The following is a 26355-nucleotide window of genomic DNA, read 5'->3' as shown; positions in this document are numbered from 1 at the left end:
CGGCTCAGCGCCGCGGTGACGAGCCTGCCGCTTCCTTCACCGCGTCGATGAGCTCGCGCCACGGGCCCCGGACGTCGGCGTCGGCGAGTTCGGCCTCGCGTGCACGCTCGCCGCACCGGGCGTCGAGACGCCACAGGAAGCGGTCGGCGCCGGTGTCGTCGCTCAGGATCGTCACCGCCTCCCACGGGCACCCCTCGATCAGCGCGCGCCACCGCTCGGCGTCGGACTCACCGGCCTCGGCGCGCCACTTGCGCGACAGGCCCGCGAACCCGCCCGATCGCGTCACAGTCACCGAGACGGGGAGTTCGGCGCTCGCGTCGCTCTCGGGGCGCGGTGCCGGCTCTTCGCCGCGGACAGGGGGCTCGGGCGAAGGCCCCGGCGAGGGCGTCGGCGACGGGCGCGGTGAGGGGGCTGCGGGACGTGCGCCCTCAGGCGCGTCAGGCAGCGGTCTCTGCGGCTCGTGCATCGTCGATCACGCCGACACTCGTCCAGGCGGCCCGGACGGCGGCGACCTCCTCCGACTCCTCACCGTACTCCGCGGCGGCGGCCGCCAGGGTGGCGTTCGCGAACGTCGAGAAGTCAGCCGTCGACGGCAGGGCGCCGGTGAGCGCGCGGTACCAGATCAGACCTGCACGCTCCCAGGCGTGCCCGCCGAGCGCGGTGGCCACGAGATAGAACGCGTGATTCGGGATGCCGGAGTTGATGTGCACGCCGCCGTTGTCGTCGCGGGTCACGACGAAGTCGCGCATGTGCGCAGGCTGCGGGTCGCGGCCGAGCACGTCGTCGTCGTACGCGGTACCGGGTGCGGCCATGGACCGCAGTGCGCGGCCTTCCACAGCATCCGTGAAGATGCCTTCGCCGATGAGCCACGATGCCTGGTCTGCGGTCTGCCCGAGATGGTGCTGCTCGGCGAGCGCGCCGACGACGTCGGCGATCGACTCGTTGAGCGCGCCCGACTGGCCGCGGTAGAGCAGGCCGCCCTCGTCCTCGATCACACCGTGCGCGAGTTCGTGCGCGATGACGGTGAGCGATCTGGTGAAGCCGGAGAAGACCTCGCCGTCGCCGTCGCCGAACACCATGCGCTCGCCGTTCCAGAACGCGTTGTCGTAGTGCTCGCCGTAGTGCACGGTCGACAGGAGCGACCCGCCCGAGCCGTCGAGGCTGTCGCGACCGAAGGCGTCCCACAGGAAGTCGAACGTCGCGCCGAGACCGTCGAACGCCTGGTCGACGGCGGTGTCGCCGGTCGCCGGGTCGTCTTCGCCCCGCACCTTCACCCCGGGAAGCTGCTCCTTCTGCTGCGCGTCGGAGATCTCACGGTCGGGGGCGGGGGTGGCCTCGGCGACCAGGGTGCCGTCGTCTTCGATCGACAGCCGCAGTCGGGAGCGCACGGGGCGGTACTCCCGCGGCGCAGCCAGCGTCGACCGGGCCGCCTCGGCTGCCTTGGCCCACGTGGGCTCCTGCACAGCGGCGATTCGGGCGAGGAGATACGGAGGGACGATCGCGTGGGCCATGGTCAGAGGCTAGCGGCGAGGTCCGACGGTGGGCGCGCCAGCGCAGCGCGTCCGCGCGCTCCGCCGCCACGGTCGGTCGACGATCGCGTCGGCGGAGAAGGGATCGGATCAGAAGGCGGCGGCGCCGGCCTCCGCCACGGTCTGGTCTTGATCGCCCGAGCCGCCGCTCACCCCGACTGCGCCGACGACGACGCCGTCGCGGGAGAGCGGCACGCCGCCGGCGAAGATCGCCACCTTGCCTCCGTTCGTGGCGTGGATGCCGTAGAACTGCTGGGTCGGCTGCGAGTTCTCGCCGAGGGCCTTCGTCTCGATGTCGAACGCCTTCGACGTCCAGGCTTTGTTGATCGAGATGTTGACGCTGCCGATCCAGGCGCCGTCCTGGCGGACGTGGGCGACGAGGTTGCCGCCCGAGTCCACGACGGCGATGTTCATGGGCTGGCCGATCTCGTCGGCGCGCTTCTCTGCGGCGGCGATGACGCGGCGCGCGTCTTCGAGGGTGACGGACATGTTGAGTTCCTTTCGTCGGGTCTGTCAGGCCGTCTTGATGTACCCGTTGGGGTTGAGCACGTACTTCTTCGCGGCTCCCTGGTCGAAGTCCGCGTAGCCCTGCGGGGCGTCTTCGAGCGGGATCGCGGTGGCGCCGACGGCGTCGGCGATCGCGACCTTGTCGTGCAGGATCGCCATCATGAGCTGGCGGTTGTAGCGCATCACCGGACACTGCCCGGTGGTGAACGAGAGCGACTTCGCCCAGCCGAGGCCCAGCCGCAGCGACAGCGAGCCGACTTTGGCGGCTTCGTCGACACCCCCGGGATCGCCGGTCACATAGAGGCCCGGGATGCCGAGCGCGCCACCCGCGGCCGTCAGGTCCATGAGCGAGTTGAGCACGGTGGCCGGAGCCTCGTGCGACGCGTCGGCACCGTGGCCGCGGGCCTCGAAGCCGACCGCGTCCACGCCGCTGTCGACCTCGGGCACGCCGAGGATCTGCTCGATCTGGTCCTTCGGGTCGCCCTTCGACACATCGACGGTCTCGCACCCGAAGGAGCGGGCGCGGGCGAGACGGGCCTCGTTGAGGTCGCCCACGATGACCACCGCGGCCCCGAGCAGCTGGGCGCCGACGGCGGCTGCGAGACCCACGGGCCCGGCCCCCGCGATGTACACGGTCGACCCCGGGCGCACACCCGCGGTGTAGGCGCCGTGGAAGCCGGTCGGGAAGATGTCGGACAGCATCGTCAGGTCGAGGATCTTCTCGAGCGCCTGGTCTCGGTCGGGGAACTTCAAGAGGTTCCAGTCGGCGTACGGCACGAGCACGTACTCGGCCTGGCCGCCCACCCAGCCGCCCATGTCGACGTAGCCGTAGGCGCTCCCGGGGCGGTCGGGGTTGACATTGAGGCAGATGCCGGTCTTGCCCTCCTTGCAGTTGCGGCAGCGGCCGCATGCGATGTTGAACGGCACCGAGACGATGTCGCCGACCTCGATGAACTCGACGTCAGGGCCGACCTCGACGACCTCGCCGGTGATCTCGTGACCGAGCACGAGGCCTGCGGGAGCCGTCGTGCGACCGCGCACCATGTGCTGGTCCGAACCGCAGATGTTGGTGCTCACCGTCTTCAGGATCGCGCCGTGCGGCACCTTCCTGCCGACGTTCGCCGGGTTGACGCCTGGGCCGTCCTTCAGCTCGAACGTCGGATAGTCGGTGTCGATGACCTCCACTTCGCCGGGTCCTTTGTAGGCCACCGCCCTGTTCGCAGACATCCTCGTCCTCTCCGTCGCACGACGGCATCGCGCGACTGCTTCGTCACGTGGGTGGGCTCGTCATGAGCCTGGACCGTACAGCCGCGTCGCGCAACGGGGTCGGCTGCGCGGCCCGCGGCCTGCGGCCCGCGGCGTGAGAGCGTTCGCCCCGAGGCGATCGGAGACAGCGGCCCCGCCGCCGGTCAGACCGTGCCCGGGTCGATGACCGGGATCGAGGCGAGGAGGCGACGCGTGTAGGAGACCTGCGGCTGCAGCAGCACCTTCTCTGTCGGTCCCTCCTCGACGATGCGGCCGTCCTTCATCACCACCACCTCGTCGCACAGGCTCTGCACCACGCCGATGTCGTGCGACACGAGCAGCATGGTCAGCCCGTCGCGCGCCCGCAGCTCGCCCAGCAGCTCGAGGATCTGCGCCCGCACGGTGACGTCGAGCGCCGACAGCGGCTCGTCGCCGACGAGCAGCTCCGGGCGATGCACGATCGCGCGGGCCAGCGCGATGCGCTGCCGCTGGCCGCCCGAGAACTCGTGCGGGAAGCGGTTCGCCATGGCTGCCTCGAGTCCGACGTCTTCGAGCACCTCGCGCACGCGGGCGCGGCGGTCGCCCTCGATGCCGAGCGCCCACAGCGGCTCGCCCACGATGCGGCCCACGCTCATGCGGGGATCGAGCGACGAATACGGATCCTGGAACACGATGCCGGTGCGGCGGCGCAGCCAGTGCAGCGACCGGGCGCGCGCCGACGCGTCGACCGGCCGGCCGTCGAACTCGACGGTCCCCTCGGTGGGGGCATCGAGCGCGAGCAGCAGACGCACGAGCGTCGACTTGCCCGAGCCCGACTCGCCGATGATGCCGACGGCAGAGCCGGCGCGCACGTCGAGGTCGGCGTCCTCCAGGCCCGTCGTGTACACGCGCGGCCCGAACAGCCGGGTCTCCGGGGTCGGGTAGCGGCGGGTGAGACCCCGCGCCCGCACCAGGAACTCGCTCATGCGGCACCTCCCGCGGGTGCGCCGCCGGGGCGCCAGAGCGTCGCCGTCGCATCGCGTAGCAGCCCCTGGGTGACCGGCGAAGACGGTGCGGTGAGCAACTGCGACACCGGCGCGTCCTCCACCACGCGGCCGTCCTCCAGCACCACACCGTGGGTCGCGATCTGCGAGAGCACGGCGAGGTCGTGCGTGATGAAGACCAGTGACATGCCGTCGTCGCGCACGAGCGAGAGCAGAAGATCGAGGATCTCGGCCTGGATCGTCACGTCGAGCGCCGTCGTCGGCTCGTCGGCGATGAGCAGGCGCGGCCGGCACGCGAGGGCCATGGCGATGGCGACGCGCTGACGCTGGCCCCCCGACAGCTGATGGGGATACCGCGAGACGATGCGCTCGGGGTCGGGAAGGGCGACACGGGAAGCCTCAGCCACAGCACGGGCAGCGGCATCCCGTCTCGATGCCTTCTCGTGGATGCGGATCGACTCGGCGATCTGACGGCCCACCGTGCGGATCGGATTGAGCGCCGTGCGGGGCTCCTGGAAGACGATGCCGATCTCGTCGCCGCGCAGCTCGGCGAGCTCGCGGTCGGGGAGGCCGATGAGCTCGCGGCCGTTCCAGCGGATGCTGCCGGTCGCGGTCGCGCCGTCGGGCAGCAGCCCCAGGATCGCGAGCGCCGTCAGCGACTTGCCCGAGCCCGACTCGCCGATGAGCCCGACGCGCGCGCCGTCGGGCACCGCGAAGCCGACCCCGTCGACGACGCGCCGTCCGCGGATCTCGATCGTGAGGTCCTGCACCTCGAGGCTCACGCGACCACCTCCGGCACATGGGTGCGCGCGACGCGGCCGGCGCCACGCGCGTGCGTCAGCGTCGGATCGGTCGCCTCGCGCAGCCCGTCGCCCAGCAGGTTCAGCCCCAGGACCGTCAGCGTGATCGCGAGGCCGGGCCACACCACCGACAGCGGGTGCACCGTGATGAACTGCTGCAGCTCTGCCAGCAGCAGGCCCCAGGAGGGCTCGGTCACGGGAGCGCCGAAGCCCAGGTACGACAGGCCCGCCTCGGCGAGCACGGCGACGGCCATGCCCCACGACAGCTGCACGATGAACACCGGAGCGACGTTCGGCAGCAGATGGCGCATCAGGTTCTGCGCCGGCGTGAGACCCGAGGCGCGGCCGGCCACGACGAAGTCGCTGTGCAGCACGCGGCGCAGCTCGGGTCTCGTCACCCGCGCGATGTTCACGCCGAAGCCGATGCCCACCGCCCAGATCACGACCCACAGCGAGCCGCCCCACACGGCCGAGATCATCATGGCGATGATCAGCACCGGGAACGCGATGAGGATGTCGACGAACACCGCCACCGACTCGCGCACCCACCGCGCGGTGAGCGCGCCGAGCGAGGCGAGCGCGATCCCGATGATCGTCGCGACGATCCCGGCGCCGACGGCGACGAGGATCGTCGTGCGGGCGCCGGCCATGAGAAGGCTCAGGATGTCGCGACCCGCCGCATCGGTGCCGAGCACATGCGGCCAGCCCGGCGGCAGCCACCGCGACGAGATGTCGACCTGCTGTGGGTCGAACGGCGTCCAGAACCGCGCGACGATCGCCGTCGCGACCACGATGATCACGACGATCAGGCCGAAGCGGCCCGTCGACAGGCGCCACAGCCGGCCGAGCCACGCCCACCGGGAGGGCGGGGCGTCGGTCGCGGCATCCGTCTCCGCTCCCTTCCGGCGACCGCTCATGCCGCCTCCCGCTCGCGGGGATCGATGAGACGGTGCACGAGGTCGACGACGAAGCCGATGATCAGCACGAAGCCGGTGAGCACGAGGAGCTCGCCCTGCACCTTGGGCAGGTCTCGCGCGCTCACGTCGGCGACCAGCATGCGCCCGATGCCGGGGAGGGTGAACAGCTGCTCGATGATCACCGCGCCGACGATGATCCCGGCGACCTGCAGGCCGAGGACCGTGATCACCGACAGGCCGACGTCGGGGAGACCGTGGCGGATGAGCGCGGCGTTGCGGGTGAGGCCCTTCGCGGCGCCCGTGCGGACGTGGTCCTGCCCGACGGCCTGGAGCGTCGCGCTGCGCACGAAGCGCATGAGCATGGCGCCCTCGACGATGCCGATCGTGAGCGCGGGCAGGAGCAGCGCGCGGAACGCCGCCCACGGGTCCTGCCAGCCCGCGCGGGGGAAGCCCTGGGCCGGCAGCCAGCCCAGCCACACCGCGAAGACGACGACGAGCATCATCCCTGCCCACACCACAGGCACCGCGGCGAGGGTTTGGGCGCCGACGCTCAGCGCGGTGCCATCGGCACGGCCGCGGCGCATCGCCGAGAGCACGCCCAGCGGCACGCTGAAGACGACCGCGATCGTGAGCGACATGATGCCGAGCGGGACCGTCACCTGCGCCTTCTGGGCGAGTTCGTCGGCGACGGCGGTGCCCGTGAGCAGCGAGCTGCCCAGGTCACCGCGGAACACGCCGCCGATCCAATCGACGTACTGCGCCGGCAGAGGCTGGTCGAGGCCGAGCCGCTCCCGGATCGCCTCCACCTGGCCCGGGCTGCTGTTGACCCCGGCGATCAGCTGGGCGACGTCACCGGGCAGGACGCGCAGGGAGAGGAAGATGAGCACGCTGGCGACGAGCAAGCCGAGCAGAAGCAGGGCAAGACGCGTCAGCGTGTATCGGATCACCCGTTGCTCTTGGCCAGCTCGGAGAGGTCGAGCCGCTCGTTCACGTTGATCGACGGCATACCCGTGATGTTAGTGCCGACCGCGACCACCGACGCGCCGTTGTACAGCCAGTCGGCCGCGGCGTCTTCCGAGACGATGCGCGCGGCCTCGGCGAGCAGCTCCGCCGCCTCGTCCTCGTCGGTCGCCGCGAGCGACTCGGCGAAGAGCTCCTGCACCTCGGCGTTGTCGTACGTGAAGTAGTAGTCCGGGTTCGCCCAGTTCTCGAAGTCGCGCGCCTCGGTGTGCAGCACGAAGCTGAGGTCGTAGTCCTTGTTGATGTAGACATCGTTGAGCCACGTCGAGAAGTCGACCGAGTCGACCTCGAGGGTGATGCCCACGTCGTTGAGGTTCGACACCAGGATCTGCGGAATCGTCGTGGAGTAGAAGTTCGGGATCTTCAGCGTGAGTTCGAGGTCTTCGGCGCCGGCGTCCTCGAGGAGGGCGCGGGCGGCGTCCGGGTCGAACGGGGCCACGTCGGCCAGGTCTTCGTAGCCGGGGTCGAGGGACGGGATCGGGCCGTACTGCGTCTCACCCGAGGCCAGCGCCTCGACGAACGTGTCGTGGTTGATGGCCTGACGGATCGCCTGGCGCACGCGCTTGTCGGCGAGCGGGCTGCCCGGCTGCTGGTTGAACGCGAGGGTGCCCTTGTCGGTGGACCGGCCGAGCACGAGTGCGAAGTCGCCGTTCGCCTCGATCTGGTCCTTGAGGTTCGCGTCGTAGCCGGTCACGACATCGACCTCGCCGGCGAGCGCCGCGTTGAGCGCCGCCTGGTTGTCGGGGATGTAGTCGAACACGACTTCGGCGACCTGCGCCTGGTCGCCCCAGTACTCGTCGTTGCGCGCGAAGGTGATGCTCGCGCCCTGCCGCCAGCTGTCGAGGCGGAACGGACCGGTGCCGTTGGCGGCCGTGTTGTAGTCGACCGTGTCGCCCTCCTTGAACACGAGCCCGGCACGCCCGGTCAGGTTCCACAGCAGGCTCGAGTCGGGCTCGGCCAGGGTGAGGGTGATGTCCTGCCCCTCGGCGGTGATGGCCGTCACGTTGGCCAGTCGCGCCGAGTCGCGCCATTCGGGCGTCGCCTTGCGCGTGGTGAGCGACCACACGACGTCCTGCGGCGTGAGCGCCTGGCCGTCGTGGAAGAGCACGCCCTCGCGCAGCGTGAAGGTGTAGGTCAGGCCGTCGGGGGAGACGCTCCAGTCGCTCGCGAGCGAGGGCACGATCTCCTGCTCGGGCGTGCGGGCCACGAGCCCCTCGTAGATGTTGTCGACGAGGATCTGGTCGAGCGCGGCGCCGGCGGTCTGGCGGATGTCGAGGTTCTCGGGCTCGAGCACCAGGCGGATCGCGACGGAAGCGTTGGGGTCGGGCGCTGCGGTCGCGCTCGGCGTCGGGGACGAGCCGGCCGAGCAGGCGCTGAGCAGGAGCGCGCCGGCGGCGAGGAGCGAAGTCGCGGCGATCGCAGTGCGACGAAGCATGGAGATCCTTTCGGAGGGGGATCCGCACGGTGTGCGGTGCCGGGGTCAGTCGGATTGGGTGGACCGACACGCCGGATCACAAGCCTATTCAACGGAATCGGGAGGCGAGGAACCCGTTACCCGGAACGCAACAGAAGCGTTAATCGTTCCCGAGGAGGATGGGCCGCCGCGTTCGGTGCGCCGCCGCTGTTCGATGCGGCGCCGCCGAGGACCGGGGCCGGGCGATCCGGCGTGGGTAGGCTGGCGGCATGACCGAAGAACGGCGCGTCCACCTCTCCCGCTCGGCGCCGCCGGCCTATCAGTCGCTCGCGGCGTTCTCGAAGACGGTGGGAGGCATCGCGGCCGAGAGTGGGCTCGACGACCGGCTGAAGGAGCTCGTCCAGATCCACACGTCGCAGCTCAACGGCTGTGCCTACTGTGTGCGGGTCCACGTCGAGCGCGCGGTGGCGGCGGGGGTCAGTCCCGACGTGCTCACCCAGATCGCGGTCTGGCGCGACTCCGGGGTCTTCAGCGATCGCGAGCGGGCGGGGCTCGAGCTCGCCGAAGCGTTCGCGTTCATCCACGAGGATGGTGTCCCCGACGACGTCTACGACCGCGTCGGCGCGATCCTGAGCGAGCAGGAGTACGTGGCGCTCAGCTGGATCCTCGTGTCGATCAACGCGTTCAATCGCGTCGCGATCGCAGGCCGCTACAGCGTGCCGCCGCGAGACGACCTCGCGGGCGAGGATCGCGACGCCGCATCGGGCGCTGCATGGTGACGGACCCCGACGATCCGGTCGTCTCGGGGGCGGTCAACCTCCGCGACGTGGGTGGTCTGCCCGCCGGCGCAGCGGTCACGCGGCACGGCGTGCTCTTCCGCTCGGGCAACCTTGCGCAGCTCGACGAACACGGCACCGCCGCCCTCGGCGGGCTCGGGCTGCGCCGAGTCATCGACCTGCGCGCCGATGACGAGGTGGCGCACGCGCCCAGCCGGATCGACGGCCTCGAGATCGTCACGCAGCGCGTGCCGCTGTTCCTCGGTTCGGTCGAGTCCTTCTTCGCCGACGACATCAGCCTCGATGAGATGTACCGGCAGCTCGTCGACGACTCGTCGGCGGGCGTGGTCGACGTTGTGCGGGGGATCGTGACAGACCAGCCGGTGCTCGTGCACTGCACGGTGGGGAAGGATCGCACGGGCGTCACCGTCGCGCTCACCCTCGCTGCCGCCGGCGTCGACCTCGACGCCGTCGTCGCCGACTACGCGCGCACCGAGGGCCTGCTGCCCGAGTGGCGCAACCGCCGGGTCGTGCAGCTGCTGCGCGCGATGCACCCCGAGGCGACGCACCTCGAAGACCTCGCCACGCGGTCGCCCGCCCCGGTGATGCAGGCTCTGCTCGACGACGTGACGGCGCGGTTCGGCTCGCCGGCCGACTACCTGCGCGCGCACGGATTCGCCGACGACGAGATCGCCGAGCTGCGCCGGGTGCTGCTGCGCCCGCTGTGACGCTCTCCCTCCTCTTGGTTCGCTGTCCACAGAAGCCGGGCTGTCGGCACCGCCAGCCCTGCACCTGTGGACACCGAACAGAGGGGTGTGGGGACCGTGGGGTTGTGTGAGGTTAGGCAACCCTTTGTTCGGGGTATAGTGGTGGTGTCATGACCCACCACACCGAGCACAGCGCCGCAGCCTGCCGTTCCTCACGGCACACGCGCGTTCAGCACCTGATCACGGCCGACGAGTCCTCGCTCGCCGAACTGCAGGTCGTGCTCGCCACGCTGCCGATCTGCTCGACGGGCCGTGTGTTCGTGGAGATTCCGGATGCCTCGTGGGAGGCCCACGTCACGGTGCCGAGTCGCATGGTGCTGACCTGGCTCGACCGCTCGCGCCGGTCGGGTGCGCCCGGCACGAGCCGGGGCTGCGCGCCCGGCGAGGCGCTCGCCCGCGCGGTGAACGGCTGGGCGGACGAGATGCTGTGCACCGAAGACGACCAGACCCGTATCCATCTGCTGGGCGGCTACCTCGGCACGGCCGACATCGTCGACCACCTCACGGGCATGGGCATCGCGCCGACGTCGATCCACGCGCCCGCCGAGTACGGCCTCACGACCTCGCGCTGACCCGCCTCCGGTTTGCCGTGGTCTCAGGCCGCGCCGCGAGGCACGTAGTTGCCGTCCTCGAGGCCGGCCAGGATCTCGAACCGGTTGCGCAGCGGGTCGCGGCCGGCGAAGAGGTAGAGGAACGGCATGAGGACTCCATACCGTCGCCATTGCGCCTTGTGCACGGCTTCGTGTCGCAGCAGGTGGTCGCTCACGGCGCCGTCACCGGTGAGGAAGCAGCCGCCCACGCACACCCCGCCGCGCACGAACGTCCACGTCGGCATGCCGCGGAACACCCACAGGCCCTCCCGACGCTCGATCCGGCCCGTGCTCCACAGCGTGCCCCACACCCAGCCGACGGCGGTGCCGTAGCCGTAGCCGACGAGGCTGATGGGGGAGTCCAGCAGAAACGCGGGGATGAAGCGGTCGATGCGTCGCCCCCGTTCGACCGCGAGGTCGGCCCGTGCGCGCCATCCCTGCGGGGGCGTCGCGATCGGACTCACGCCAGCGCCCCGATGACGCGCAGGATGGTTCCGAGGTCGTCGGTCGCCGACGTCGCCGACGCCGGGGAGTAGCCCGCGAGGGAGGAGCCGGCGAGCGGCAGCTCAGCCCGCACGGCCGCGATGGCCGCGGTGAGCTCGGCCACCGCCAGCCCGAACGGCTCGGGGTGGGCGTTGCCGGCGATCTCGGCGGGGTCGAGCACGTCGACGTCGACATGGATGTACACGGCTTCGGCTCCGCTGTCGCGCACCGCGGCGGCGAGGGCAGTCGGGTCACGCAGTGCGTCGACGTCGAGCGCGGTCACGCCGAGCGCCGTGACCGCCTCGATCTCGGCGTCGTCGTACGACCGCGCCCCGACGATGAACGTTCGCTCGGCGGTGACCGCACCTTCGGGGAGGGCCAGCTGCGGCGCCCCTTCGCCGAGCACCGCACGCAGCACCATTCCGGCGAACGCCCCGGAGGGAGAGGTCTCGGGGGAGTTCAGGTCGGGGTGAGCATCCATCCACACCACCGCCAGCCGCGGAACGCGGCGCGCAGCGTGGGCGATGGGCTCGATGGCCACGCCGCAGTCGCCGCCCACGGTCAGCACGGGCTCAGCTGACGAGTCGAGGGCCGCCGCGATCAGCTCGCGCACGCGCTGCAGGCTGCTCAGCCGGTGCACGCCCGTGCCGAGGGCCTCGCCGGCCTCCATCGGCACGTCGAGGATCGTGGTGGCCGAGCGAGGCAGGTCGCCGGCGATCGCAAGCGCGCCGTCGATGAGCTGCATCGCCCGCGAGGAGGGGCTTCCCTGCCATTGCGGCACAACGAGGTAGCGCGTCATCCCCTCATCCTCTCGCAGCCCGACCCGCCCGCGCAGGCCGAGGCGCACGCCGTGCGCGAACACGGCGAAGGGCGCCGCCCCGCGGGGAGCGACGCCCTTCGATCGGCCTGCTTACGGCGTGTACGGAGCGCTGGGGGCGTCGATGGCCGCCTGCGCCGGGCTCGAGCCTGCCTTCAGCGCGGAGAGCCGCGCCTCGACCTCGGTGAGCTCGCCCACGTCGTCGAGGCTCTCGAACTGCGCATCGAGAGTGGATGCCGCGAGCTCCTGCTTGCCCGCCGCGAGGGCCTCCTGGCGACGGACCTTGTCTTCGAAGCGACCGAGCTCGCTCGTCGGGTCGAGGACATCGATCGACTTGACCGCGTCGTGCACCTTGTTCTGGGCCTCGGCGGTCTTGGCGCGCGCGAGCAGCTCGGAGCGCTTGGACTTCAGCTGCTCCAGCTTCTGCTTCATGCCGTTGAGGCCGTCCTTGAGCTTGGCGACGACCTCGGTCTGCGACGCGATCGTGGGCTCGACGGCCTTCGCCTCGTTCTCTTCGCTGATCTGGCGCTGGAGCGCGATCTTGGCCAGGTTGTCGAACTTGTCGGCGTCGGCGGTGTTGCCGGCGCCGCGCAGCTCGTCGGCCTTGCGGCTTGCGGCGAGAGCCTTGTTGCCCCACTCGGAGGCGGCCTGCACGTCTTCCTGGTGGTCGCGCTCGAGCAGCCGCAGGTTGCCGATCGTCTCGGCGATCGCCGCCTCGGCGTCGGCGATGCTGTTCGTGTAGTCGCGCACGAGCTGGTCGAGCATCTTCTGCGGGTCCTCGGCAGAGTCGAGGAGCGCATTGATGTTCGCCTTCATGAGGGTCGAGATTCGACCGAAGATGGACTGCTTCGCCATCGTTTTTCCTTCCTATCGGACAGATCGGTAGTGGTCAGGTTCAGGGGTGGGATGCCGTCGGTGCGGCGCGGGCGCGATCAGAAACGACCACCTCCACGACGGGCGCGTGTGCCGCCCCCGCCGAAGCTGCCTGGCCGGATGCCGCCGCCGGAGCCCCCGCCGCCGAACATGCCGCCCAGGCTTCCGCCGCCGAGGCTTCCGCCCGACGACCGGCCGCCGCCCATCATCGAGTTGATGAGGATGCCGCCCAGCACGGCTCCGAGGACGTTGCCCCCGCCGCCCTGCTGCTGGCCGCCGCCGAACATGCCGCCCATGCCGCCGCCCTCGAACGAGCCCACGTCGGACTGCGCGAGCTGGATCGCCTGCCCGGCGAGCTGGTCGGCGCGCTGTGCGTGCTGCATCGCCTGCTCGGGGTCGCTCGTCTGCAGCTGCTGCGCGCGCACCAGCGAAGCCCCCGCCTCGGCGAGGCGCGTGCGCGCCTGCGCTCCGACGGCGCCCCGTCGTGCGGTGATGTAGTCCTCGGCGGTCGACACCTGGGCCTGCGCCTGCATGATCAGCTGACCGACCATCTGACGTGCGCGCTGGGCCTGCGCCTCGGCATCCCGAATCCCCTTCACGAGCGCGTCGATCTGCTCGTTGGCGCTCTCGAGGCTCTTCAGAGTGACGAGCGGCCGCTTCGCGGGACTCGCGAGGTTCGCCTTGGCCGCCTCGATCTGCTGGGTGGTCGCGGCGATGGTCGCGGCGACGCGTCCGTCGGGGTCGGGCAGTGTGCCCGCGGTGACGACGTCCTGCTCGAGCTCGGCGATCAGCTCGACGGCGCTGCGCTCGCCGGCGGCGAGGTCGGAGGCGAGCTTGCCGATGGCGTCTTCGAGCAGCTCGGCCTGGCCGACGGCCTCTTCGGCCGCTCGGATGCCGACGGCAGCCTCGCCGCCCTTGCCCGCGCCGATGGCCGCCTCGGCCACGACGAGCTGCTCGCCGGCGAAGGCGAGACGCTGACGGGCCTGCTCGGGGTTGTCGGCGATGGTCGCGAGCGCCTCGGGCGCGTAGGCCGAGCGCAGGGTCTGCAGGGCGGCGGCGGCGCTGTCGAGGGATGCCTCTGCCTTCGCCTTCTCGCCCTGCACCCGGGCGAGCGCCTCGGGGGCGTTCTGCTCGAGCTTGCGCAGCTCGTCGAAGTCGGCGGCCTTGTCATCGAGCATCGCGTTGGACTGCTCGCACAGGGCGATGATGCGCTCGTTCCAGGCGCGGGTGTCCGGCTCGGAGTCGGGCGTGGCGTCGTCGAGCTGCTGCTTGAGGGTGAATGCCTCGTCGAGGTTCGCCTTCGCCGTCGCCAGCGCCTCCTCGAACTCGGCCGTCGCGGCGTCGCCGAACTGCGCCTTCGCGAAACCGAGCTCCTGTGCGCTCGTCTTGATCGCGTCATCGGTCTGGACCAGAGCGGATGCTGCGCGCCGCTCGAGCTCGTCGAGGGGAAGCTGCTCGACCGCGGGCACGCCGGCGCCGCCGGCCACCGTGCCGGACTTCTTGCGGCGCGCCCGCAGGACCAGCCAGATCACCAGCAGCACGACTCCGGCGATGACGACGACCCAGAGGATGCCCGACGGGAAGCCGCCGGTGCCCGCGGCGCCGCCCCCGCCGCCGAGCGACGATCTGATGGAGTCCGCGGTCGCGGTGATCGCGCCGACGTAGTCCTCGTCGCGGAGGTGCGGCTGGGCGGCGGCTTCCGCGGCGACCACCTGCTCCTCGGAGAGCGGACCCTCGGAGTCCGCGGAGAGGTAGTACTGGCGTCCTTCGGTCGAGACGGCCAGCAGGTACTGCGACGGACCGAGTCCGTTCTGCTGGGCGACCGTGTTGGCCCACTGCTCGCTGTTGGACGGGTTGGTGAACTCGTCGACGAAGACGACGTAGAGATCGGCCTCGGTACTCGACGCGAGCTCGCTGAGCTCCGTCTCGGCGGCCGCCAGCTCACCGGCGCCGAGCGCTCCGGCCTCGTCGAGGACGTACGCCGAGCCCAGTCGCACGGGGTCTGTCGCCGTCGCGGCACCCCCGACCGCCGTCAGGGCGACCACCAGAGTCGCCGTGAGCATCGCCGCCCATCGCCCACGCATCGATTCCCCCTCCGGGACGCGGAATCCAGCCCCTCCGCGAGTCTATGCAGGCGCGGGCGACACGCGAAAGCCCGGGCGGAGGTCCGGCCCTCGGCGCGGGTCGCTGCCTCGTTCTCAGCGTGATCGCGGGTAGCCTCTCCGATTCGGGGGAGACATGGACGATCGCTACGGCACCGACGTGCTGGCCGACGGCTGGCGCGCGCGCTCGGCCACGCAGCTGGCGCGGGTCGAGGCATCCCGCGATCTCGTCGTGGAGGTCGCCGACGACGGATTCTGCGGAGCGGTGGTCGGACTCGCATCGGGCATGGTCGAGCTCGAGGACCGCCACGCCCGCCGCCGACTGTTCCCGCTCGGCCCGGGCTTCCTCGTCGACGGCGCCGATGTCGTGCTGGTCGCGCCGACCACCGTGCCGTCATCGACCGGTCCGAAGCGCACCGCGTCGGGATCGTTCGCAGCCGGGGACGCGCGGGCGCGCGTGGCGCGGGCGAGTCGCATCTTCGTGGAGGGGCGTCACGACGCCGAGCTCGTCGAGAAGGTGTGGGGAGACGACCTGCGCGCCGAGGGGGTCGTGGTCGAGTACCTACAGGGCATCGATCTCCTCGAGGCCGTGCTCGACGAGGAGCCGCCGTCGGCCACCCGGCGGTACGGCGTGCTGGTCGATCACCTCGTGCCGAACTCGAAGGAGTCGCGCATCGCGCAGGCGCTCGAGCGCGGCCGGCACGGAGCCCACATCCGCATCGTCGGTCACCCGTGGATCGATGTGTGGCAGTGCGTCACGCCCCGGGCGATGGGCATCGAGGCATGGCCGGAAGTGCCGCGCGGCATCGAGTTCAAGGTCGGCGTCTGCCGCGCGCTCGGCTGGCCGGCCCGGGATCAGACCGACATCGCGCGGGCCTGGCAGCGCATCCTCGGGTCGGTGCACAGCTACCGCGACCTCGAGCCTGCCCTGCTGGGTCGAGTGGAAGAGCTGATCGACTTCGTGACGCTGGACTGACGCAGGCTCTCGCTCGCCCGAGGGCCGGTTCGGCTGCCGCAACATCGGAGATCCCGGCGACACGCCGGGCCGCCGCATCCGTCAACCGGCGTTTCCTGCGCGATCTCCGATTCTGCGACCGCCCGACCGCCCGACCGGCCGGAGGGCGCCGCCGCTGTCCGAGCGGCGGATGTATCGGAGAGCTCTTCCCGGCGCTCCTTGCAGGTGGGCGGCGAGCCTGCTGTCCCCGAGCGAAGGAGCGGCAATGGCCGACATCGATCCCAAGGATGCCCGCGTACTGGCGGGCGTCGAACTGAATGCCCTCGCGATCGCCGGGGTGTTTCCGAAAGAGCGGCTCGACGGGGCCGAGGTGGGTCCGGATGCGACACCCGTGTACGACATCACCGGCGTCGTCCTGTTCTACCGGCTGCCGGTCGACCGCGGACGTGAGCGGCTGGGGGCCGTCGACATCGCCGCCGATGCCGTGCTGGGCGATGTCCTGGTGGCCTACTCGGACGGGATGACCTGGAATCCCGACGCCCTCATCGGTGAGGCGCGCGAAGCCGGTGCCCATCGGAAGTACGAGGTCTACGCGGCCGACGAGGTGCGGTTCGTCGCGTACAGCTACCCCAAGCTCGGGGTGCAGTTCCTGCGGGAGGGCGAGGAGATCGTCCTGCTGGAGCTGTTCACATGGGAGCCCGTGCCGCCTGCAGGAGCGACGATCGGTCGAGCCGCGAAGCGGGCCGACCGCAAGCCGCTCGAGCCCGAGAACTTCGAGCGGTGGAGCCTCGTCGAAGAGACGCCTGCGCCGGCTCGGCGCACGCGGGCGAAGCGCTTCGGCGAGCGTCTTCGCAACCTGAGCGAACTCAAGCTTCACCGCAACGCGTACGAGGTCAACCCCGACCTGTGGCGCGACATCCTCGTGTTCTCGCTGGTGGAGACGCGCGAGATCCGCTACTCGCTGCGAACGAGTCATCACACGCCCTGCTACGAGTTGCGTGGACAGGAGACGAACGTGTGGTGCGTCGGGGCGAGCTCGCAGATGTTGCTGGACTTCTACCGCTACGAGTACACGCAGGACCGACTCGCACAGGAGCTCGGACTCGGCACGAAGGCCAACCCGAACGGGCTGCCCTACAGCCAGGTCGGGCACGTGGTCACGGCGCTGGAGGCACTCACCGGCGGCGGCCTGGATGTGACGATGATCACCAATCCGACGTTCGCGGCCTTCCGCACCGAGATCCGGGCGAATCGGCCGCTCATCAGCTTCGTGCCCGGTCACTCGCGCACTGTCGCCGGCTTCACCGAGACGAGGATCCCCGTGCTGTACAGCGGACCCAATCGAGGGCTGCTCGTCTACGATCCCTGGCCGCCGAACGCGGGCGTGATCACCAAGTGGGAGAACTTCGCCACCCAGACGTACCAGTACGCCTACACGGCAAGGGTGAGCATGATCTAGATATGGCCGATCTGGAGTTGGTGCGAAGCAGAGCCGAGTCGTTCGTCGATGACCCGGCTCTGCTCGGCACGCCGATTGCGGTGAAGGATGCTGGGGGCGCGCTGACGTCCTGGTTCGTGCCGATCCTGGCCGGCGCGAGCCTGGTGGGATTCGTCGAGATCCTGCCCGACCTCACCCACCGCCGGACGTCGTGGTTCGCGGACGCCCCGGCGGCATCGTCGTGGCTCGATCCGGTGGCCATCCGCACTCGCGCGGCGACCGCTCTTGCCGATGACGAGATCGTGGGGGAACCGTCCCTGTCCTTCGATGGGAGTCCCGACCGGCTCGCGTGGGCCGTCCCCGTCCGCGGTGCCCGTGGTGACCGGATCGTGTTCGTCGCCGGCGACGTTGTGTGGCCGAGCGAGGCCCGCTGAACTTATGGTTCTCGCGAGTGCGTGGGGATGACCACTGATCGAGCGCGCGCGGGGCGGACACGGCTCCTGCTCGCCGACTCACGCCGCCGGGCGAAGCGCGGGGCGGCTCTCGAATAGCCTGGGAGGGTGTCCGACACCGTTCCCCCCGCAGACGACCAGCCCCGCACCTTCCGGGAGCGTCCGGTGTCGTTCGTGCGGCGCAGCGGGCGCATGTCCGACGCGCAGGAGCGTGCCTGGTCCGAGCTCGCCGGCACGTATGTCGTCGAATCGCCGCGCGACCTCGCGGCAACGAGCATCCGCCCCGGCTCCGCCATCGACCCCGCCCGGGTCTGGGGCCGCCACGCCCCGCTGATCGTCGAGATCGGCTCCGGCCAGGGTCACGCGATCGTGCATGCCGCGGCATCCCGCCCCGACGACGACTTCCTCGCGATCGAGGTCTTCCGCGCCGGACTCGCCCGCACGATGCTCGACGCCGACAGGGCCGGCGCGCGCAACCTGCGCCTCGTCGAGGCGAACGCCCCCGAGGTGCTCGAGCACCTGCTGCCCGAGGCATCCGTCTCGGAGCTCTGGGTGTTCTTCCCCGACCCGTGGCACAAGAAGAAGCACACCAAACGTCGCTTGGTCACCAGCGCGTTCGCGGCGCTCGCCGCGCACGCGCTGACCGACGGCGGCATGCTGCGGCTCGCCACCGACTGGGAGGACTACGCCCTCCAGATGCGCGCGGTGCTCGGCGACGCCGCCGACTTCGAGCCTGCGTTCGAGGGGGAGTGGGCGCCGCGATTCGACGGCCGCGTGCTCACGGCGTTCGAGCGCAAGGGCGCGCGGGTCGGTCGCGACATCCGCGACCTGGCGTATCGGCGAAGGCCGAGGCCGTGACACAGCCCTCGGAACCGCCGTCGACGCCGCCTGCGCCAGGGACGGAGCGAGCGGATGCCGCGGCCCGCGACCGCTGGCGGGTGGTGCGTCCGCTCAGCCACCGCGACTTCCGGGTGCTGTTCGGCGCGGTCGTGCTGTCGATCTTCGCCGCCGGCATGTGGGCGGTCGTCATGGTGTACGCCGTCATCGACGCCGGCGGCGGCCCGCTCGGACTGTCGCTCGTCGCCGGAGCCAACGCGACGGGCCTGCTGCTGTGCGCGATCCCCGGCGGAATCGTGGCCGACCGCGTCTCGCGCCGCACGATCGTGCGCGTGGTGGAGTTCACGAACTTCGTCGCCATCACGACGATCGTGGTCGCCGGCATGGTCGGGACGGTCACGATCCCGCACCTGACGATCGTCGCGTTCGTGCTCGGCGCGGGGGCCGGGTTCTTCTTCCCCGCGTACAGCGCGATCCTGCCGCGCATCCTGCCGCAGGGGCAGCTGCTGGCCGCGAACGGGCTCGAGGGCGCGATCCGTCCGGCGCTGCAGCAGGCGGCGGGGCCGGCTGCGGCGGGCATGCTGCTGGCCGCCCTCATCCCGAGCCACGCCGCCGTCGTCATCTCGGTCGCCTACGCCCTCGCGTTCGTCGGCCTGCTGTTCCTCCGGGCCGAGCCGCCCGCGCCGCACGACGAGCCTGAGCGCGCGGCATCCGTGTTCCACGACCTCAAGGAGGCGGTGGTCTTCACCGTCCGCACCCCCTGGCTCTTCGCCACCCTGCTGTTCGCGACGGGATGGGTGCTGGTGTTCGTCGGCCCCGAAGAGGTGCTCCTGCCGTTCCTGCTGCGCGAGCGCATCGGCACCGACCCGCGGTGGTTCGGCTTCCTGCTCGCGGTCTACGGGTTCGGCGGCGTGGTCGGGTCGATCGTCGTCTCGTCGATGAAGCTGCCGCGCCGGTACCTCACGGTGATGAACGTCGTGTGGGGCGTCAGCACCCTGCCGTTCGTCATCGTCGGCCTCACCGATCAGTACTGGCTCATGCTCATCTCGATGTTCATCATCGGCTTCGGGTTCAGCTACGGCAACGTCATCTGGGGGACGCTGCTGCAACGTCGGGTGCCGCGCCACATGCTTGGCCGCGTGTCGAGCCTGGACTTCTTCGTGTCGCTCGCCCTCATGCCCCTGTCGATGGCCCTCGCCGGCCCGCTGTCGGAGGTCGTCCCGCTGCAGACGATCTTCATCGTGGCCGGCATCCTGCCGCTGCTGTTCGGACTCATCGCGATCTTCGCGGCGCGCATGCCGCAGGACGAGATCGCCCACCCTCTGGATCACTGATGCCCGCCTCTCCTGCCGCCGCCCCCGTCGCCACGCTGCCCGCCTGGTCGTGGCATCTCGCGCCCGCGCTCCTGGTGTGCCTCGCGGCACCCGCATTCTTCGTGCTGCGTATCCCGTGGGTGGGCTGGGTGCTGCTGGCGGCCGGCCTCGCGGTGGCGCTGATGATGGAGCGATCGGATGCCGCGACCCACGGCCCCCGCGATGACGTCGCCGAGTCCGGACCGCGGCGCCCGAGCATCCTTCGCGACCTGTCTCTCATCGCGATCGGAATGCTGATCGTCAGCGCGATCCCGCTCGAGGCGGAGCTCGACAACGTCGCGTTCCTGCGGTTCGGGCTCGCGCTGGGCGGCGCGGTCGCCGTGCCCTACGTCATCTCACGGTGGGCCTACCGCGACTACGCGATCCGCTTCCCGTGGCGGGGCGGCGGGCGGTGGACGGCGTTCCAGTGGACATGGCTGGCCGCGGTGCTGGTGCTCGGCTGGCTGATCCTGCCGTTCTACTTCATCACCTCCGGGGTCTACCTCAACTGGCCCGTCGTCGACACCCCCGACCTCATCGCGCGCCTGTTCGTCGGCGTCGGAGCGGTGGGCATCTGGGACGAGCTGTTCTTCATCTGCACGTGCTTCGCACTGCTGCGCCGGCACTTCCCGTTCTGGCAGGCGAACCTGCTGCAGATGATCGTGTTCGTCTCGTTCCTGTGGGAGCTGGGCTATCGGGCGTGGGGTCCGGTGCTGACGATCCCGTTCGCGCTGCTGATGGGCTACATCTTCATGAAGACGCGCTCGCTCGCGTACGTCGTGACCGTGCACCTGCTGTTCGACGCGGTCGTGTTCGCGGTGCTCGTCCACGCGCACAACCCTGGACCGATGGACTGGCTCTTCCTGGTCTGAGTGGTTCTCGCCCCTGGCTCGCGGGCTGCCCAGGGGGTGCCCAGGCCGGATCGCTAGACTGGCTCGTGGATCCCGACCGGATCCCCGGACGACGGATCAGTACCCGGTGAGCGACAAGACTGGCCAGGAGCACAGTCATGGCGTGGGTCATCCTCATCGTTTCCGGCATCCTCGAGGCCGTCTGGGCGACAGCGCTCGGCAAAGCCGAGGGCTTCACCAAGCTCTGGCCGACCGTGATCTTCGGCGTCGCGCTCGTCCTGAGCATGGGCGGGCTGGCGTGGGCGATGCGCGACATCTCCACCGGCACCGCGTACGCGGTGTGGGTCGGCATCGGCGCATCGCTGACCGTCGCGTACGCGATGATCACCGGCGACGAGGCGTTCTCGATCGTCAAGATGCTGCTGATCGTGGGCCTCGTCGGCTGCGTCGTCGGACTCAAGCTCGTCGGCCACGAGTGACGCTGGAATTCACCTTCAACTTCACGTCGAGATGACTTGATCGAGAACTCTTGACGACCCCCCGGGGTCGCTGAGTACATTCGGTCTTGCGAAGAGAAAACGGAAACGAAGGAACCCGAGAGGGAGACGGAAACAGGAACCGCACATCGCATTGATGATCGCCCCGAGGCTTCGGCCCCGGGGCGATCTTCGTTGTGCGAGCAGGGGTGTCGCGGGGCTTGCCGGGCGGCTCAGGCCGGCTCGCGCGTGATCGCCCGCACCGCGTCGTGCAGGGCGGCGACGGCGACCTCGGGTGCGGCGACGCCCGCCACGAACCCGTCAGGCCGCACGAGGTACACGCGGTCGGCTGCCAGGCGGCCGTGGGGGTCGCGTGCATGCGCGACCGGTTCCACGCCGAGCGTTCGCGCGATGCGCTCGACCGCCAGCCGATCGACTCCGTACCCGTGCAGCTGCCACGTGAAGTCGCGCAGCGAGGCGAAGTTGTCGCCGGTCCACGGCAGCCGGCGACCCAGCACGTGCTCGCGGGCGCGTGCGCCCGGCATCCGGTAGCGGATGCGCGTCTGCGAGAGGTAGCCGAAGACGCGCTCGCCGCGGGCCGCGCGTGGGACGATCCGCACCGCCGCCGGTCCGACCGCCGGGACGATCTTCGTCCGCACGAACCGCGCCCACCGGCCCCGCGAGGTGAGGCGCGAGAAAAGGGCGTCGGTCGTGCGCACGAGGCGCTCGGCGACCGGGCGCCGCTCGGCCTCGTACTCGTCGAGGATGTCGGGCAGCGCGTCGCCTGAGATCACCTGCGCGAGCTTGCACGCGAGGTTGTGGGCATCCTGCAACCCGGTGTTCATGCCCTGCGCGCCGACGGGGGAGTGCACGTGCGCGGCGTCGCCGACGAGGAACACCGCGCCGTCGCGGAACCGCGCCGCGATGCGGTGGTGCGTGCGGTAGCGCGAGAACCACGACGACTGCGTGTACTCGACGCCGAACCTCTCGGCGAGCATTCGCTGCACCCGCGCCTCGACCTGCGCGTCGGTCTCGCCCTCGACGTACTCGGCGATGCCGAGCAGGCGTTGGTGGCCCTCGCCGCCCATCGGGAACCCCAGCATCAGGTCGTCGCCCTCGATGCGCAGGTTGACCCCGCCTTCGACGACGCCGGTCGCGTCGAGCGCGTCGGTGACGAAGTACGACAACGGGCTGGTGGAGCCTTCGAACGGGATGCCCCGTGCCTTGCGCACTGTGGATGACGCACCATCCGCGGCGATGAGCCACGGCGCGCGCAACGTCATCGGCCCGTCAGGCCCGTCGGCCGTGACCGTCACCGGTGCGCCGCCAGTCCCGCCCTCGACGGCGACGAGCGCGTGCTCCCACAGGACGGTGCCGCCGAGCGTCAGGAATGCGTCACTGAGGATCTGCTCGTTGCGGCTCTGCTCGAGGATGAACACGCCGGGGTAGGGCGTGACAGTGCGCCCCAGCTCGGTGAGCGCCACCGCGCCGAACACCGTGTGCCCGTACCCCGGGTTCACCGATGCGGCCAGCGTCGCCTGCGCGAGCACGGGTTCGGCCAGCCCGAGTTGATCGTAGATCTCGATCGACCGCGCCTGCAGGCCGAGCGCGCGCGACTCCCGCGTCGGGCCGGCCTTGCCGTCGAGCACGACGACGCGTGCGCCCAGGCGGGCGAGGCAGGTCGCGGCCATGAGCCCGCTCGGGCCGGCACCCGCGACGATCACGTCGGGGGCGGCATCCATCCCCCCACTCTCTCATCCCTCGGCGACATGGGTTCGCGCATGACGTCTGGTGGGTGCCCCGTAGGCTCGGACCCGTGACACCTATCGACCTTGCAGATGGAGCGACGCTGCGCGCTGCGCGTCCCGGCGATGAAGCGGGCATTCTCGCGATGATCCACGGGCTGGCCGTGTACGAGCGCGAGCCCGACGCCGTGGAGAACACCGTCGACGCGCTGACCGCGAGCCTGTTCGGGCCCGAGCCGCGTGTCTTCACGCACGTCGTGGAGCGTGAGGGGGTGATCGTCGGGATCGCGATGTGGTTCGTGACGTACTCGACGTGGACCGGCACGCACGGCATCTGGCTCGAGGACCTCTTCGTCGATGACGCCGAGCGCGGGCAGGGGTACGGCAAGGCCCTGATCGCGTCGCTCGCGGCCGAATGCGTGGAGCGCGGGTACTCGCGACTGGAGTGGACCGTGCTCGACTGGAACGCTCCCGCGCTCTCGTTCTACCGCTCACTGGGCGCGGCGCCGATGGACGAGTGGACGACGCAGCGGCTGACGGGCGACGAGCTGGCGGGGCTGGCACGCCACGTGAGGCGGGCCTGACGTGGCCGACCGTGCGGAGCGCATCGCGCAAGCGGCCAAGGATCGCGACCTGCGGGTGGGCGTTGCCGAGTCACTCACCTGCGGCATGCTCTCGAGCACCATCGGCGCGGGGAGCGATGCCGAGGCCTGGTTCGCCGGCGGCGTCGTCGCGTATCGCACGGAGGTGAAGGAGTCCGTGCTCGGGATGACGCCCGGCATCGACACCTGCTCCGCGCAGTGCGCGGTGGAGATCGCGCAGGGCGTGAAGCGGGTGCTCGACGTCGACATCGCGGTCTCGACGACGGGCGTCGGCGGCCCCGACCCGCAGGACGGCCACCCGGCCGGCACCGTGTACCTGGGTTGGGCGACCGCCGACGACGAGGGTCACCGGTTCTACGAGTTCTCCGGCGAGCCGGAGGAAGTGCTCGAGCAAACCGTGGAAGCCGCGCTCGCGCTGCTCGAGGAACTCGTCGAGGGGTGAGCGTTTCCGGTCAGGCCTCGCCCTCGGCCTGAGACGGATGGCCTTCCGCGGGCAACACTTCTCCGTCGTCCGCGCGGTCAGGGTCTTCGCCCTCGGCCTGGCTCGGCTTGGCGGTTTGGGGGCGCTGGGCCTCCTGTCCGTCGGCCGGGTCCTCCTCGGGGTTGCCGGGGCGCACGGGCGCGTCGTCGCGGATGTCGATGCGCGTCACGTTGCCCTCGCGCTGGGTCACGTCGATGCGGGGCGCCGCATCTTCCTCGACGGCGTCGGGCGCGGCCAGCAGCTGGTCGCGGCGCTTCTCCTCGTCGGTCATGCCGTCGCTCATGGCGTGCTTCCTTTCGTGATCGGATGCCGCAGGCTATCGAGCCGCGGAGGGTCGAGGCCACGGGTTGACAGGGAAGTGGACTTACGCGCGATTGCGTGATCGGGGCGGGGATCGCCAGTATCGAGGGAAGCGGCGAGGGACGCCGCGGCTGGGGAGCGCCGTGAGGGATCGAATGAAGTCTGCGCAGCGCTGGGCTGCGGTCATGCTCGGGTCGGTAGGAGTGCTGGCGCTCGCCGGATGCGTGGGCGTGGCATCCACTGTCTCTGATGAACCGGCGCCGTCGGCGACGCCGTCGGCACCTGTCGTGGCAGTGGATGTCGCGGCGGGGGAGATCGACCAGGACGTCGACGTTTCGGTGCCGGCCGGGGCGGAGGGCGTGGGCGTGACGTTCCGCGAGATCACTATCGCGCCCGGGGCTGGAACGGGCGAGCACTGCCACTACGGCCAGCTCATCGCGGCGGTGAAGCAGGGGACGCTCACTCACTACGCGCCGGTGTATCCGACGGGCGTGCGCGAGTACGAAGAGGGCGACGCGATCATCGAGGGTGCCGGGTACATCCACGAGGGCGTCAACGAGGGCGACGTCGATGTCGTGCTGTGGGTCACCTACGTCATTCCCGAGGGCGACCCGCTCGCCGAGACCGACCTCAGCAAGTGCGACGCGTGACTCCGCTCACTCCTTGACCGCAGGAGGCGCCGGCGATTTCATCGGCGCCGCTCGGGTCAGCGCCAGACGGTCGCCAGCACGAGGTTGAGCACGGTCAGCCCGCCGATGGTCGGGAGCACCCAGCCTGCGACCGCCTCGTGCTTGCGGTTGACGAGCGCGATGACGATGATCGCGATGAGCACGACGAGCTTCACGGTGATCTTCACGTTGTTGACGTCGTTGCCGAGCGGGTACTGCAGGCCGACGAGGATGATGCCGGTGACGAGCATCGTCCATGCTCCGTGCATCATCGCGGGCAGAATCCGGCCCTTGCCCTCGCGCATCGGCGTGATCTGGTAGATCACGCCGCCGAGCAGCGCGACGACTCCGATGATGTGCAGGGCGAGGATCAGGTTCTTGAGAATCTCCATGGTCGGTATCTTACCGACACAGTGTCGGATTGATTGACCTGGCGTGGCTCGCGTTATCAGCGAAGGCGGGACCTGCCGCCGCCCGGTCCGCTGGCGAGCCAGGGACCGGGCGGCTGCGGATCAGGTGCTGGCGCCCTTGCGGGGCTTGATGAACGCGGCCGGCTCCTGCTTGGCGCGCTTGGCCGCGCGCTTCTCCTTGATCGAGAGCTGTGCGACCTTCTTGGCTCCGCGTGATTGCGGCGACTTTCCAGACATGGACTCGCTTCCCCTTCTGACGGCTGGCGGGTGAACCCATGACCATAGCCCGCTTCCACAGGAAGTCAACTCGGGGCGTCTTGGTCGACGTCGGGGCGACGCGGAGGCGGCGGTCAGAGGTAGTAGCCGACGACGGGAGCGGTGCTGTCGGGGTGCAGGTGCGGGCCGTCCGACGCCCACTCGAAGGTCGTCGGCGTCGCACTCGGCGCCTTGAGCTCGTCGAGCTGCGCCGACGAGAGCGCGAAGACGACTCGTGGGATGCCGGACCGCGCGATCGCTCCGCCGCACATCGAACACGGCTCGCAGCTCGTGTACATCGTGACGCCCTCGAGCTCCTCGTGTGAGAGTGCACTCGCCGCCCATCGGGCGAGCTTGAGCTCGGGGTGGGCGGTGATGTCGCCGTCGGTCAGGGTGGAGTTGGTCTCCTCCCGGAGGACCGCGCCGTTCGAGTCGGCGAGCAGCGACCCGAACGGCGGGTCGCCGCCCTCGCGAGCGCGCGTCGCGAGCGCGAGCGCCCGATGAAGCAGCTGAGTCTCGACCGCGGAGATTGTCATGACGCCCAGTGTGCACCGGGTGCGGCATCCGCTCATCGAGAAATGCGAACGAGCATGCGATGACCGACGACGGCCGGCCCGATCACGTTGGGCTGTTGACCACCCGCCGGCACAGGGCCAGGATGAGGGCCGATCGGCGGCCTGGAGGTTTCGCGCCGACCTCCCCGGGGGATC

The 26355-nt window shown here is 70.6% G+C and carries 30 protein-coding genes, 1 pseudogene and 1 riboswitch; of the genes and pseudogenes, 13 read left to right on the top strand and 18 right to left on the bottom strand.

Annotation, left to right across the window (positions count from 1 at the left end; all coding sequences use genetic code 11):
- Positions 1 to 4: 4 nt before the first annotated feature.
- The 9 genes from H9622_RS00965 to H9622_RS00925 form a co-directional block, all read right to left on the bottom strand.
- Positions 5 to 292: a protealysin inhibitor emfourin gene (locus H9622_RS00965; RefSeq protein WP_318246984.1), complete on the bottom strand. Its 288-nt coding sequence runs from the start codon at positions 290 to 292 to the stop codon at positions 5 to 7.
- Positions 293 to 437: 145 nt separating this feature from the next.
- Positions 438 to 1511: a M4 family metallopeptidase gene (locus H9622_RS00960; RefSeq protein WP_191763381.1), complete on the bottom strand. Its 1074-nt coding sequence runs from the start codon at positions 1509 to 1511 to the stop codon at positions 438 to 440.
- A gap of 108 nt (positions 1512 to 1619) precedes the next feature.
- On the bottom strand, positions 1620 to 2018 hold the full coding sequence (locus tag H9622_RS00955; RefSeq protein ID WP_191763379.1) for a GlcG/HbpS family heme-binding protein: 399 nt from the start codon (positions 2016 to 2018) through the stop codon (positions 1620 to 1622).
- Between the two features lie 24 nt (positions 2019 to 2042).
- Positions 2043 to 3263, bottom strand: coding sequence for a formaldehyde dehydrogenase, glutathione-independent (fdhA, locus tag H9622_RS00950; RefSeq protein WP_191763377.1), 1221 nt, complete (start codon positions 3261 to 3263; stop codon positions 2043 to 2045).
- Between the two features lie 182 nt (positions 3264 to 3445).
- Positions 3446 to 4246: an ATP-binding cassette domain-containing protein gene (locus tag H9622_RS00945; protein WP_191763375.1), complete on the bottom strand. Its 801-nt coding sequence runs from the start codon at positions 4244 to 4246 to the stop codon at positions 3446 to 3448.
- The gene (locus tag H9622_RS00940; protein ID WP_191763373.1) at positions 4243 to 5046 is read right to left on the bottom strand and encodes an ATP-binding cassette domain-containing protein; all 804 of its coding nucleotides are present in this window, start codon (positions 5044 to 5046) and stop codon (positions 4243 to 4245) included. Before H9622_RS00940 ends, H9622_RS00945 begins: the two co-directional genes overlap by 4 nt.
- Positions 5043 to 5981 carry an ABC transporter permease gene (locus H9622_RS00935; RefSeq protein WP_191763371.1) on the bottom strand — a complete coding sequence of 313 codons (939 nt, stop codon included), beginning with the start codon at positions 5979 to 5981 and terminating at the stop codon, positions 5043 to 5045. The genes H9622_RS00940 and H9622_RS00935 overlap by 4 nt, the downstream gene beginning before the upstream one ends.
- Complete coding sequence (locus tag H9622_RS00930; RefSeq protein WP_191763369.1) at positions 5978 to 6928, bottom strand: ABC transporter permease; 951 nt, start codon at positions 6926 to 6928, stop codon at positions 5978 to 5980. The genes H9622_RS00935 and H9622_RS00930 overlap by 4 nt, the downstream gene beginning before the upstream one ends.
- Positions 6925 to 8436, bottom strand: a complete 1512-nt coding sequence (locus H9622_RS00925) for an ABC transporter substrate-binding protein (RefSeq protein WP_191763367.1) — start codon at positions 8434 to 8436, stop codon at positions 6925 to 6927. Before H9622_RS00925 ends, H9622_RS00930 begins: the two co-directional genes overlap by 4 nt.
- Positions 8437 to 8684: 248 nt before the next feature.
- Here H9622_RS00925 and H9622_RS00920 point away from each other — a divergent pair, with 248 nt between their 5' ends.
- From H9622_RS00920 to H9622_RS00910, 3 genes are all read left to right on the top strand, one after another.
- A complete protein-coding gene (locus H9622_RS00920; RefSeq protein ID WP_191763365.1) occupies positions 8685 to 9194 on the top strand; it encodes a carboxymuconolactone decarboxylase family protein in 510 nt (169 codons plus the stop codon).
- Positions 9188 to 9919, top strand: coding sequence for a tyrosine-protein phosphatase (locus H9622_RS00915; protein WP_191763363.1), 732 nt, complete (start codon positions 9188 to 9190; stop codon positions 9917 to 9919). The genes H9622_RS00920 and H9622_RS00915 overlap by 7 nt, the downstream gene beginning before the upstream one ends.
- A gap of 149 nt (positions 9920 to 10068) precedes the next feature.
- Positions 10069 to 10530: an SIP domain-containing protein gene (locus tag H9622_RS00910; protein WP_191763361.1), complete on the top strand. Its 462-nt coding sequence runs from the start codon at positions 10069 to 10071 to the stop codon at positions 10528 to 10530.
- A 23-nt stretch (positions 10531 to 10553) separates the two neighbouring features.
- On the opposite strand, the gene H9622_RS00905 is transcribed toward H9622_RS00910, so the two are convergent.
- The 4 genes from H9622_RS00905 to H9622_RS15945 form a co-directional block, all read right to left on the bottom strand.
- Complete coding sequence (locus H9622_RS00905; RefSeq protein ID WP_191763359.1) at positions 10554 to 11012, bottom strand: Fe-S oxidoreductase; 459 nt, start codon at positions 11010 to 11012, stop codon at positions 10554 to 10556.
- Positions 11009 to 11830: an arginase family protein gene (locus H9622_RS00900; protein WP_191763357.1), complete on the bottom strand. Its 822-nt coding sequence runs from the start codon at positions 11828 to 11830 to the stop codon at positions 11009 to 11011. The genes H9622_RS00905 and H9622_RS00900 overlap by 4 nt, the downstream gene beginning before the upstream one ends.
- 111 nt (positions 11831 to 11941) lie before the next feature.
- Positions 11942 to 12703, bottom strand: a complete 762-nt coding sequence (locus H9622_RS00895) for a PspA/IM30 family protein (RefSeq protein WP_191763355.1) — start codon at positions 12701 to 12703, stop codon at positions 11942 to 11944.
- Between the two features lie 77 nt (positions 12704 to 12780).
- Positions 12781 to 14805 carry a TPM domain-containing protein gene (locus H9622_RS15945; protein WP_191763353.1) on the bottom strand — a complete coding sequence of 675 codons (2025 nt, stop codon included), beginning with the start codon at positions 14803 to 14805 and terminating at the stop codon, positions 12781 to 12783.
- Between the two features lie 154 nt (positions 14806 to 14959).
- Between H9622_RS15945 and H9622_RS00885 the strand changes: the two genes are divergently transcribed.
- From H9622_RS00885 to H9622_RS00855, 7 genes and pseudogenes are all read left to right on the top strand, one after another.
- Positions 14960 to 15799, top strand: a complete 840-nt coding sequence (locus tag H9622_RS00885; RefSeq protein ID WP_191763351.1) for a DUF3097 family protein — start codon at positions 14960 to 14962, stop codon at positions 15797 to 15799.
- A 244-nt stretch (positions 15800 to 16043) separates the two neighbouring features.
- Entirely contained in the window at positions 16044 to 17237 is a 1194-nt protein-coding gene (locus H9622_RS00880; RefSeq protein ID WP_191763349.1) for a C39 family peptidase, read from the top strand.
- A 2-nt stretch (positions 17238 to 17239) separates the two neighbouring features.
- Positions 17240 to 17650 carry a hypothetical protein gene (locus H9622_RS00875; RefSeq protein WP_191763347.1) on the top strand — a complete coding sequence of 137 codons (411 nt, stop codon included), beginning with the start codon at positions 17240 to 17242 and terminating at the stop codon, positions 17648 to 17650.
- 210 nt (positions 17651 to 17860) lie between these two features.
- Positions 17861 to 18526 carry a tRNA (guanosine(46)-N7)-methyltransferase TrmB gene (gene trmB / locus H9622_RS00870; RefSeq protein WP_225221607.1) on the top strand — a complete coding sequence of 222 codons (666 nt, stop codon included), beginning with the start codon at positions 17861 to 17863 and terminating at the stop codon, positions 18524 to 18526.
- A gap of 54 nt (positions 18527 to 18580) precedes the next feature.
- Positions 18581 to 19839 (top strand): annotated as a pseudogene (locus tag H9622_RS00865) (MFS transporter).
- Positions 19839 to 20729 (top strand): CPBP family intramembrane glutamic endopeptidase, encoded by an 891-nt coding sequence (locus H9622_RS00860; protein ID WP_191763343.1) that lies wholly within the window; start codon positions 19839 to 19841, stop codon positions 20727 to 20729. Before H9622_RS00865 ends, H9622_RS00860 begins: the two are co-directional and overlap by 1 nt.
- A gap of 63 nt (positions 20730 to 20792) precedes the next feature.
- Positions 20793 to 20857, top strand: a riboswitch (guanidine-III (ykkC-III) riboswitch).
- Between the two features lie 9 nt (positions 20858 to 20866).
- Positions 20867 to 21187, top strand: coding sequence for a DMT family transporter (locus H9622_RS00855; protein ID WP_191763341.1), 321 nt, complete (start codon positions 20867 to 20869; stop codon positions 21185 to 21187).
- Between the two features lie 230 nt (positions 21188 to 21417).
- On the opposite strand, the gene H9622_RS00850 is transcribed toward H9622_RS00855, so the two are convergent.
- Positions 21418 to 22926 (bottom strand): FAD-dependent monooxygenase, encoded by a 1509-nt coding sequence (locus tag H9622_RS00850; protein WP_191763339.1) that lies wholly within the window; start codon positions 22924 to 22926, stop codon positions 21418 to 21420.
- 149 nt (positions 22927 to 23075) lie between these two features.
- Here H9622_RS00850 and H9622_RS00845 point away from each other — a divergent pair, with 149 nt between their 5' ends.
- Positions 23076 to 23513 carry a GNAT family N-acetyltransferase gene (locus H9622_RS00845; protein ID WP_191765485.1) on the top strand — a complete coding sequence of 146 codons (438 nt, stop codon included), beginning with the start codon at positions 23076 to 23078 and terminating at the stop codon, positions 23511 to 23513.
- A gap of 1 nt (position 23514) precedes the next feature.
- Positions 23515 to 23973 (top strand): CinA family protein, encoded by a 459-nt coding sequence (locus H9622_RS00840; protein WP_191763336.1) that lies wholly within the window; start codon positions 23515 to 23517, stop codon positions 23971 to 23973.
- A gap of 10 nt (positions 23974 to 23983) precedes the next feature.
- On the opposite strand, the gene H9622_RS00835 is transcribed toward H9622_RS00840, so the two are convergent.
- A complete protein-coding gene (locus tag H9622_RS00835; protein ID WP_191765660.1) occupies positions 23984 to 24295 on the bottom strand; it encodes a hypothetical protein in 312 nt (103 codons plus the stop codon).
- A gap of 172 nt (positions 24296 to 24467) precedes the next feature.
- Here H9622_RS00835 and H9622_RS00830 point away from each other — a divergent pair, with 172 nt between their 5' ends.
- Positions 24468 to 24962 carry a cupin domain-containing protein gene (locus H9622_RS00830; protein ID WP_225221510.1) on the top strand — a complete coding sequence of 165 codons (495 nt, stop codon included), beginning with the start codon at positions 24468 to 24470 and terminating at the stop codon, positions 24960 to 24962.
- A 56-nt stretch (positions 24963 to 25018) separates the two neighbouring features.
- Here H9622_RS00830 and H9622_RS00825 read toward each other — a convergent pair whose 3' ends face one another.
- From H9622_RS00825 to H9622_RS00820, 3 genes are all read right to left on the bottom strand, one after another.
- The gene (locus H9622_RS00825; protein WP_191763333.1) at positions 25019 to 25372 is read right to left on the bottom strand and encodes a hypothetical protein; all 354 of its coding nucleotides are present in this window, start codon (positions 25370 to 25372) and stop codon (positions 25019 to 25021) included.
- 120 nt (positions 25373 to 25492) lie between these two features.
- Entirely contained in the window at positions 25493 to 25627 is a 135-nt protein-coding gene (locus H9622_RS15940; RefSeq protein ID WP_263598665.1) for a hypothetical protein, read from the bottom strand.
- 113 nt (positions 25628 to 25740) lie between these two features.
- On the bottom strand, positions 25741 to 26181 hold the full coding sequence (locus H9622_RS00820) for a nucleoside deaminase (protein ID WP_191763331.1): 441 nt from the start codon (positions 26179 to 26181) through the stop codon (positions 25741 to 25743).
- Between the last annotated feature and the right edge of the window lie 174 nt (positions 26182 to 26355).

Source organism: Microbacterium gallinarum (genome assembly GCF_014837165.1).
GTDB classification, from domain to species: Bacteria; Actinomycetota; Actinomycetes; order Actinomycetales; family Microbacteriaceae; genus Microbacterium; species Microbacterium gallinarum.
This window is presented reverse-complemented; position numbering and strand designations above follow the sequence as displayed.

Bases quoted from the DNA above. Each gene is read 5' to 3' on its own strand.
- H9622_RS00960 (WP_191763381.1), bottom strand. From the start codon at position 1,511: ATGGCCCACGCGATCGTCCCTCCGTATCTCCTCGCCCGAATCGCCGCT.
- H9622_RS00955 (WP_191763379.1), bottom strand. From the start codon at position 2,018: ATGTCCGTCACCCTCGAAGACGCGCGCCGCGTCATCGCCGCCGCAGAG.
- fdhA (WP_191763377.1), bottom strand. From the start codon at position 3,263: ATGTCTGCGAACAGGGCGGTGGCCTACAAAGGACCCGGCGAAGTGGAG.
- H9622_RS00945 (WP_191763375.1), bottom strand. From the start codon at position 4,246: ATGAGCGAGTTCCTGGTGCGGGCGCGGGGTCTCACCCGCCGCTACCCG.
- H9622_RS00935 (WP_191763371.1), bottom strand. From the start codon at position 5,981: ATGAGCGGTCGCCGGAAGGGAGCGGAGACGGATGCCGCGACCGACGCC.
- H9622_RS00925 (WP_191763367.1), bottom strand. From the start codon at position 8,436: ATGCTTCGTCGCACTGCGATCGCCGCGACTTCGCTCCTCGCCGCCGGC.
- H9622_RS00920 (WP_191763365.1), top strand. From the start codon at position 8,685: ATGACCGAAGAACGGCGCGTCCACCTCTCCCGCTCGGCGCCGCCGGCC.
- H9622_RS00915 (WP_191763363.1), top strand. From the start codon at position 9,188: ATGGTGACGGACCCCGACGATCCGGTCGTCTCGGGGGCGGTCAACCTC.
- H9622_RS00910 (WP_191763361.1), top strand. From the start codon at position 10,069: ATGACCCACCACACCGAGCACAGCGCCGCAGCCTGCCGTTCCTCACGG.
- H9622_RS00900 (WP_191763357.1), bottom strand. From the start codon at position 11,830: ATGACGCGCTACCTCGTTGTGCCGCAATGGCAGGGAAGCCCCTCCTCG.
- H9622_RS00895 (WP_191763355.1), bottom strand. From the start codon at position 12,703: ATGGCGAAGCAGTCCATCTTCGGTCGAATCTCGACCCTCATGAAGGCG.
- H9622_RS15945 (WP_191763353.1), bottom strand. From the start codon at position 14,805: ATGCGTGGGCGATGGGCGGCGATGCTCACGGCGACTCTGGTGGTCGCC.
- H9622_RS00885 (WP_191763351.1), top strand. From the start codon at position 14,960: ATGGACGATCGCTACGGCACCGACGTGCTGGCCGACGGCTGGCGCGCG.
- H9622_RS00880 (WP_191763349.1), top strand. From the start codon at position 16,044: ATGGCCGACATCGATCCCAAGGATGCCCGCGTACTGGCGGGCGTCGAA.
- H9622_RS00875 (WP_191763347.1), top strand. From the start codon at position 17,240: ATGGCCGATCTGGAGTTGGTGCGAAGCAGAGCCGAGTCGTTCGTCGAT.
- trmB (WP_225221607.1), top strand. From the start codon at position 17,861: ATGTCCGACGCGCAGGAGCGTGCCTGGTCCGAGCTCGCCGGCACGTAT.
- H9622_RS00860 (WP_191763343.1), top strand. From the start codon at position 19,839: ATGCCCGCCTCTCCTGCCGCCGCCCCCGTCGCCACGCTGCCCGCCTGG.
- H9622_RS00855 (WP_191763341.1), top strand. From the start codon at position 20,867: ATGGCGTGGGTCATCCTCATCGTTTCCGGCATCCTCGAGGCCGTCTGG.
- H9622_RS00850 (WP_191763339.1), bottom strand. From the start codon at position 22,926: ATGGATGCCGCCCCCGACGTGATCGTCGCGGGTGCCGGCCCGAGCGGG.
- H9622_RS00845 (WP_191765485.1), top strand. From the start codon at position 23,076: ATGATCCACGGGCTGGCCGTGTACGAGCGCGAGCCCGACGCCGTGGAG.
- H9622_RS00835 (WP_191765660.1), bottom strand. From the start codon at position 24,295: ATGAGCGACGGCATGACCGACGAGGAGAAGCGCCGCGACCAGCTGCTG.
- H9622_RS00830 (WP_225221510.1), top strand. From the start codon at position 24,468: ATGAAGTCTGCGCAGCGCTGGGCTGCGGTCATGCTCGGGTCGGTAGGA.
- H9622_RS00825 (WP_191763333.1), bottom strand. From the start codon at position 25,372: ATGGAGATTCTCAAGAACCTGATCCTCGCCCTGCACATCATCGGAGTC.
- H9622_RS15940 (WP_263598665.1), bottom strand. From the start codon at position 25,627: ATGTCTGGAAAGTCGCCGCAATCACGCGGAGCCAAGAAGGTCGCACAG.
- H9622_RS00820 (WP_191763331.1), bottom strand. From the start codon at position 26,181: ATGACAATCTCCGCGGTCGAGACTCAGCTGCTTCATCGGGCGCTCGCG.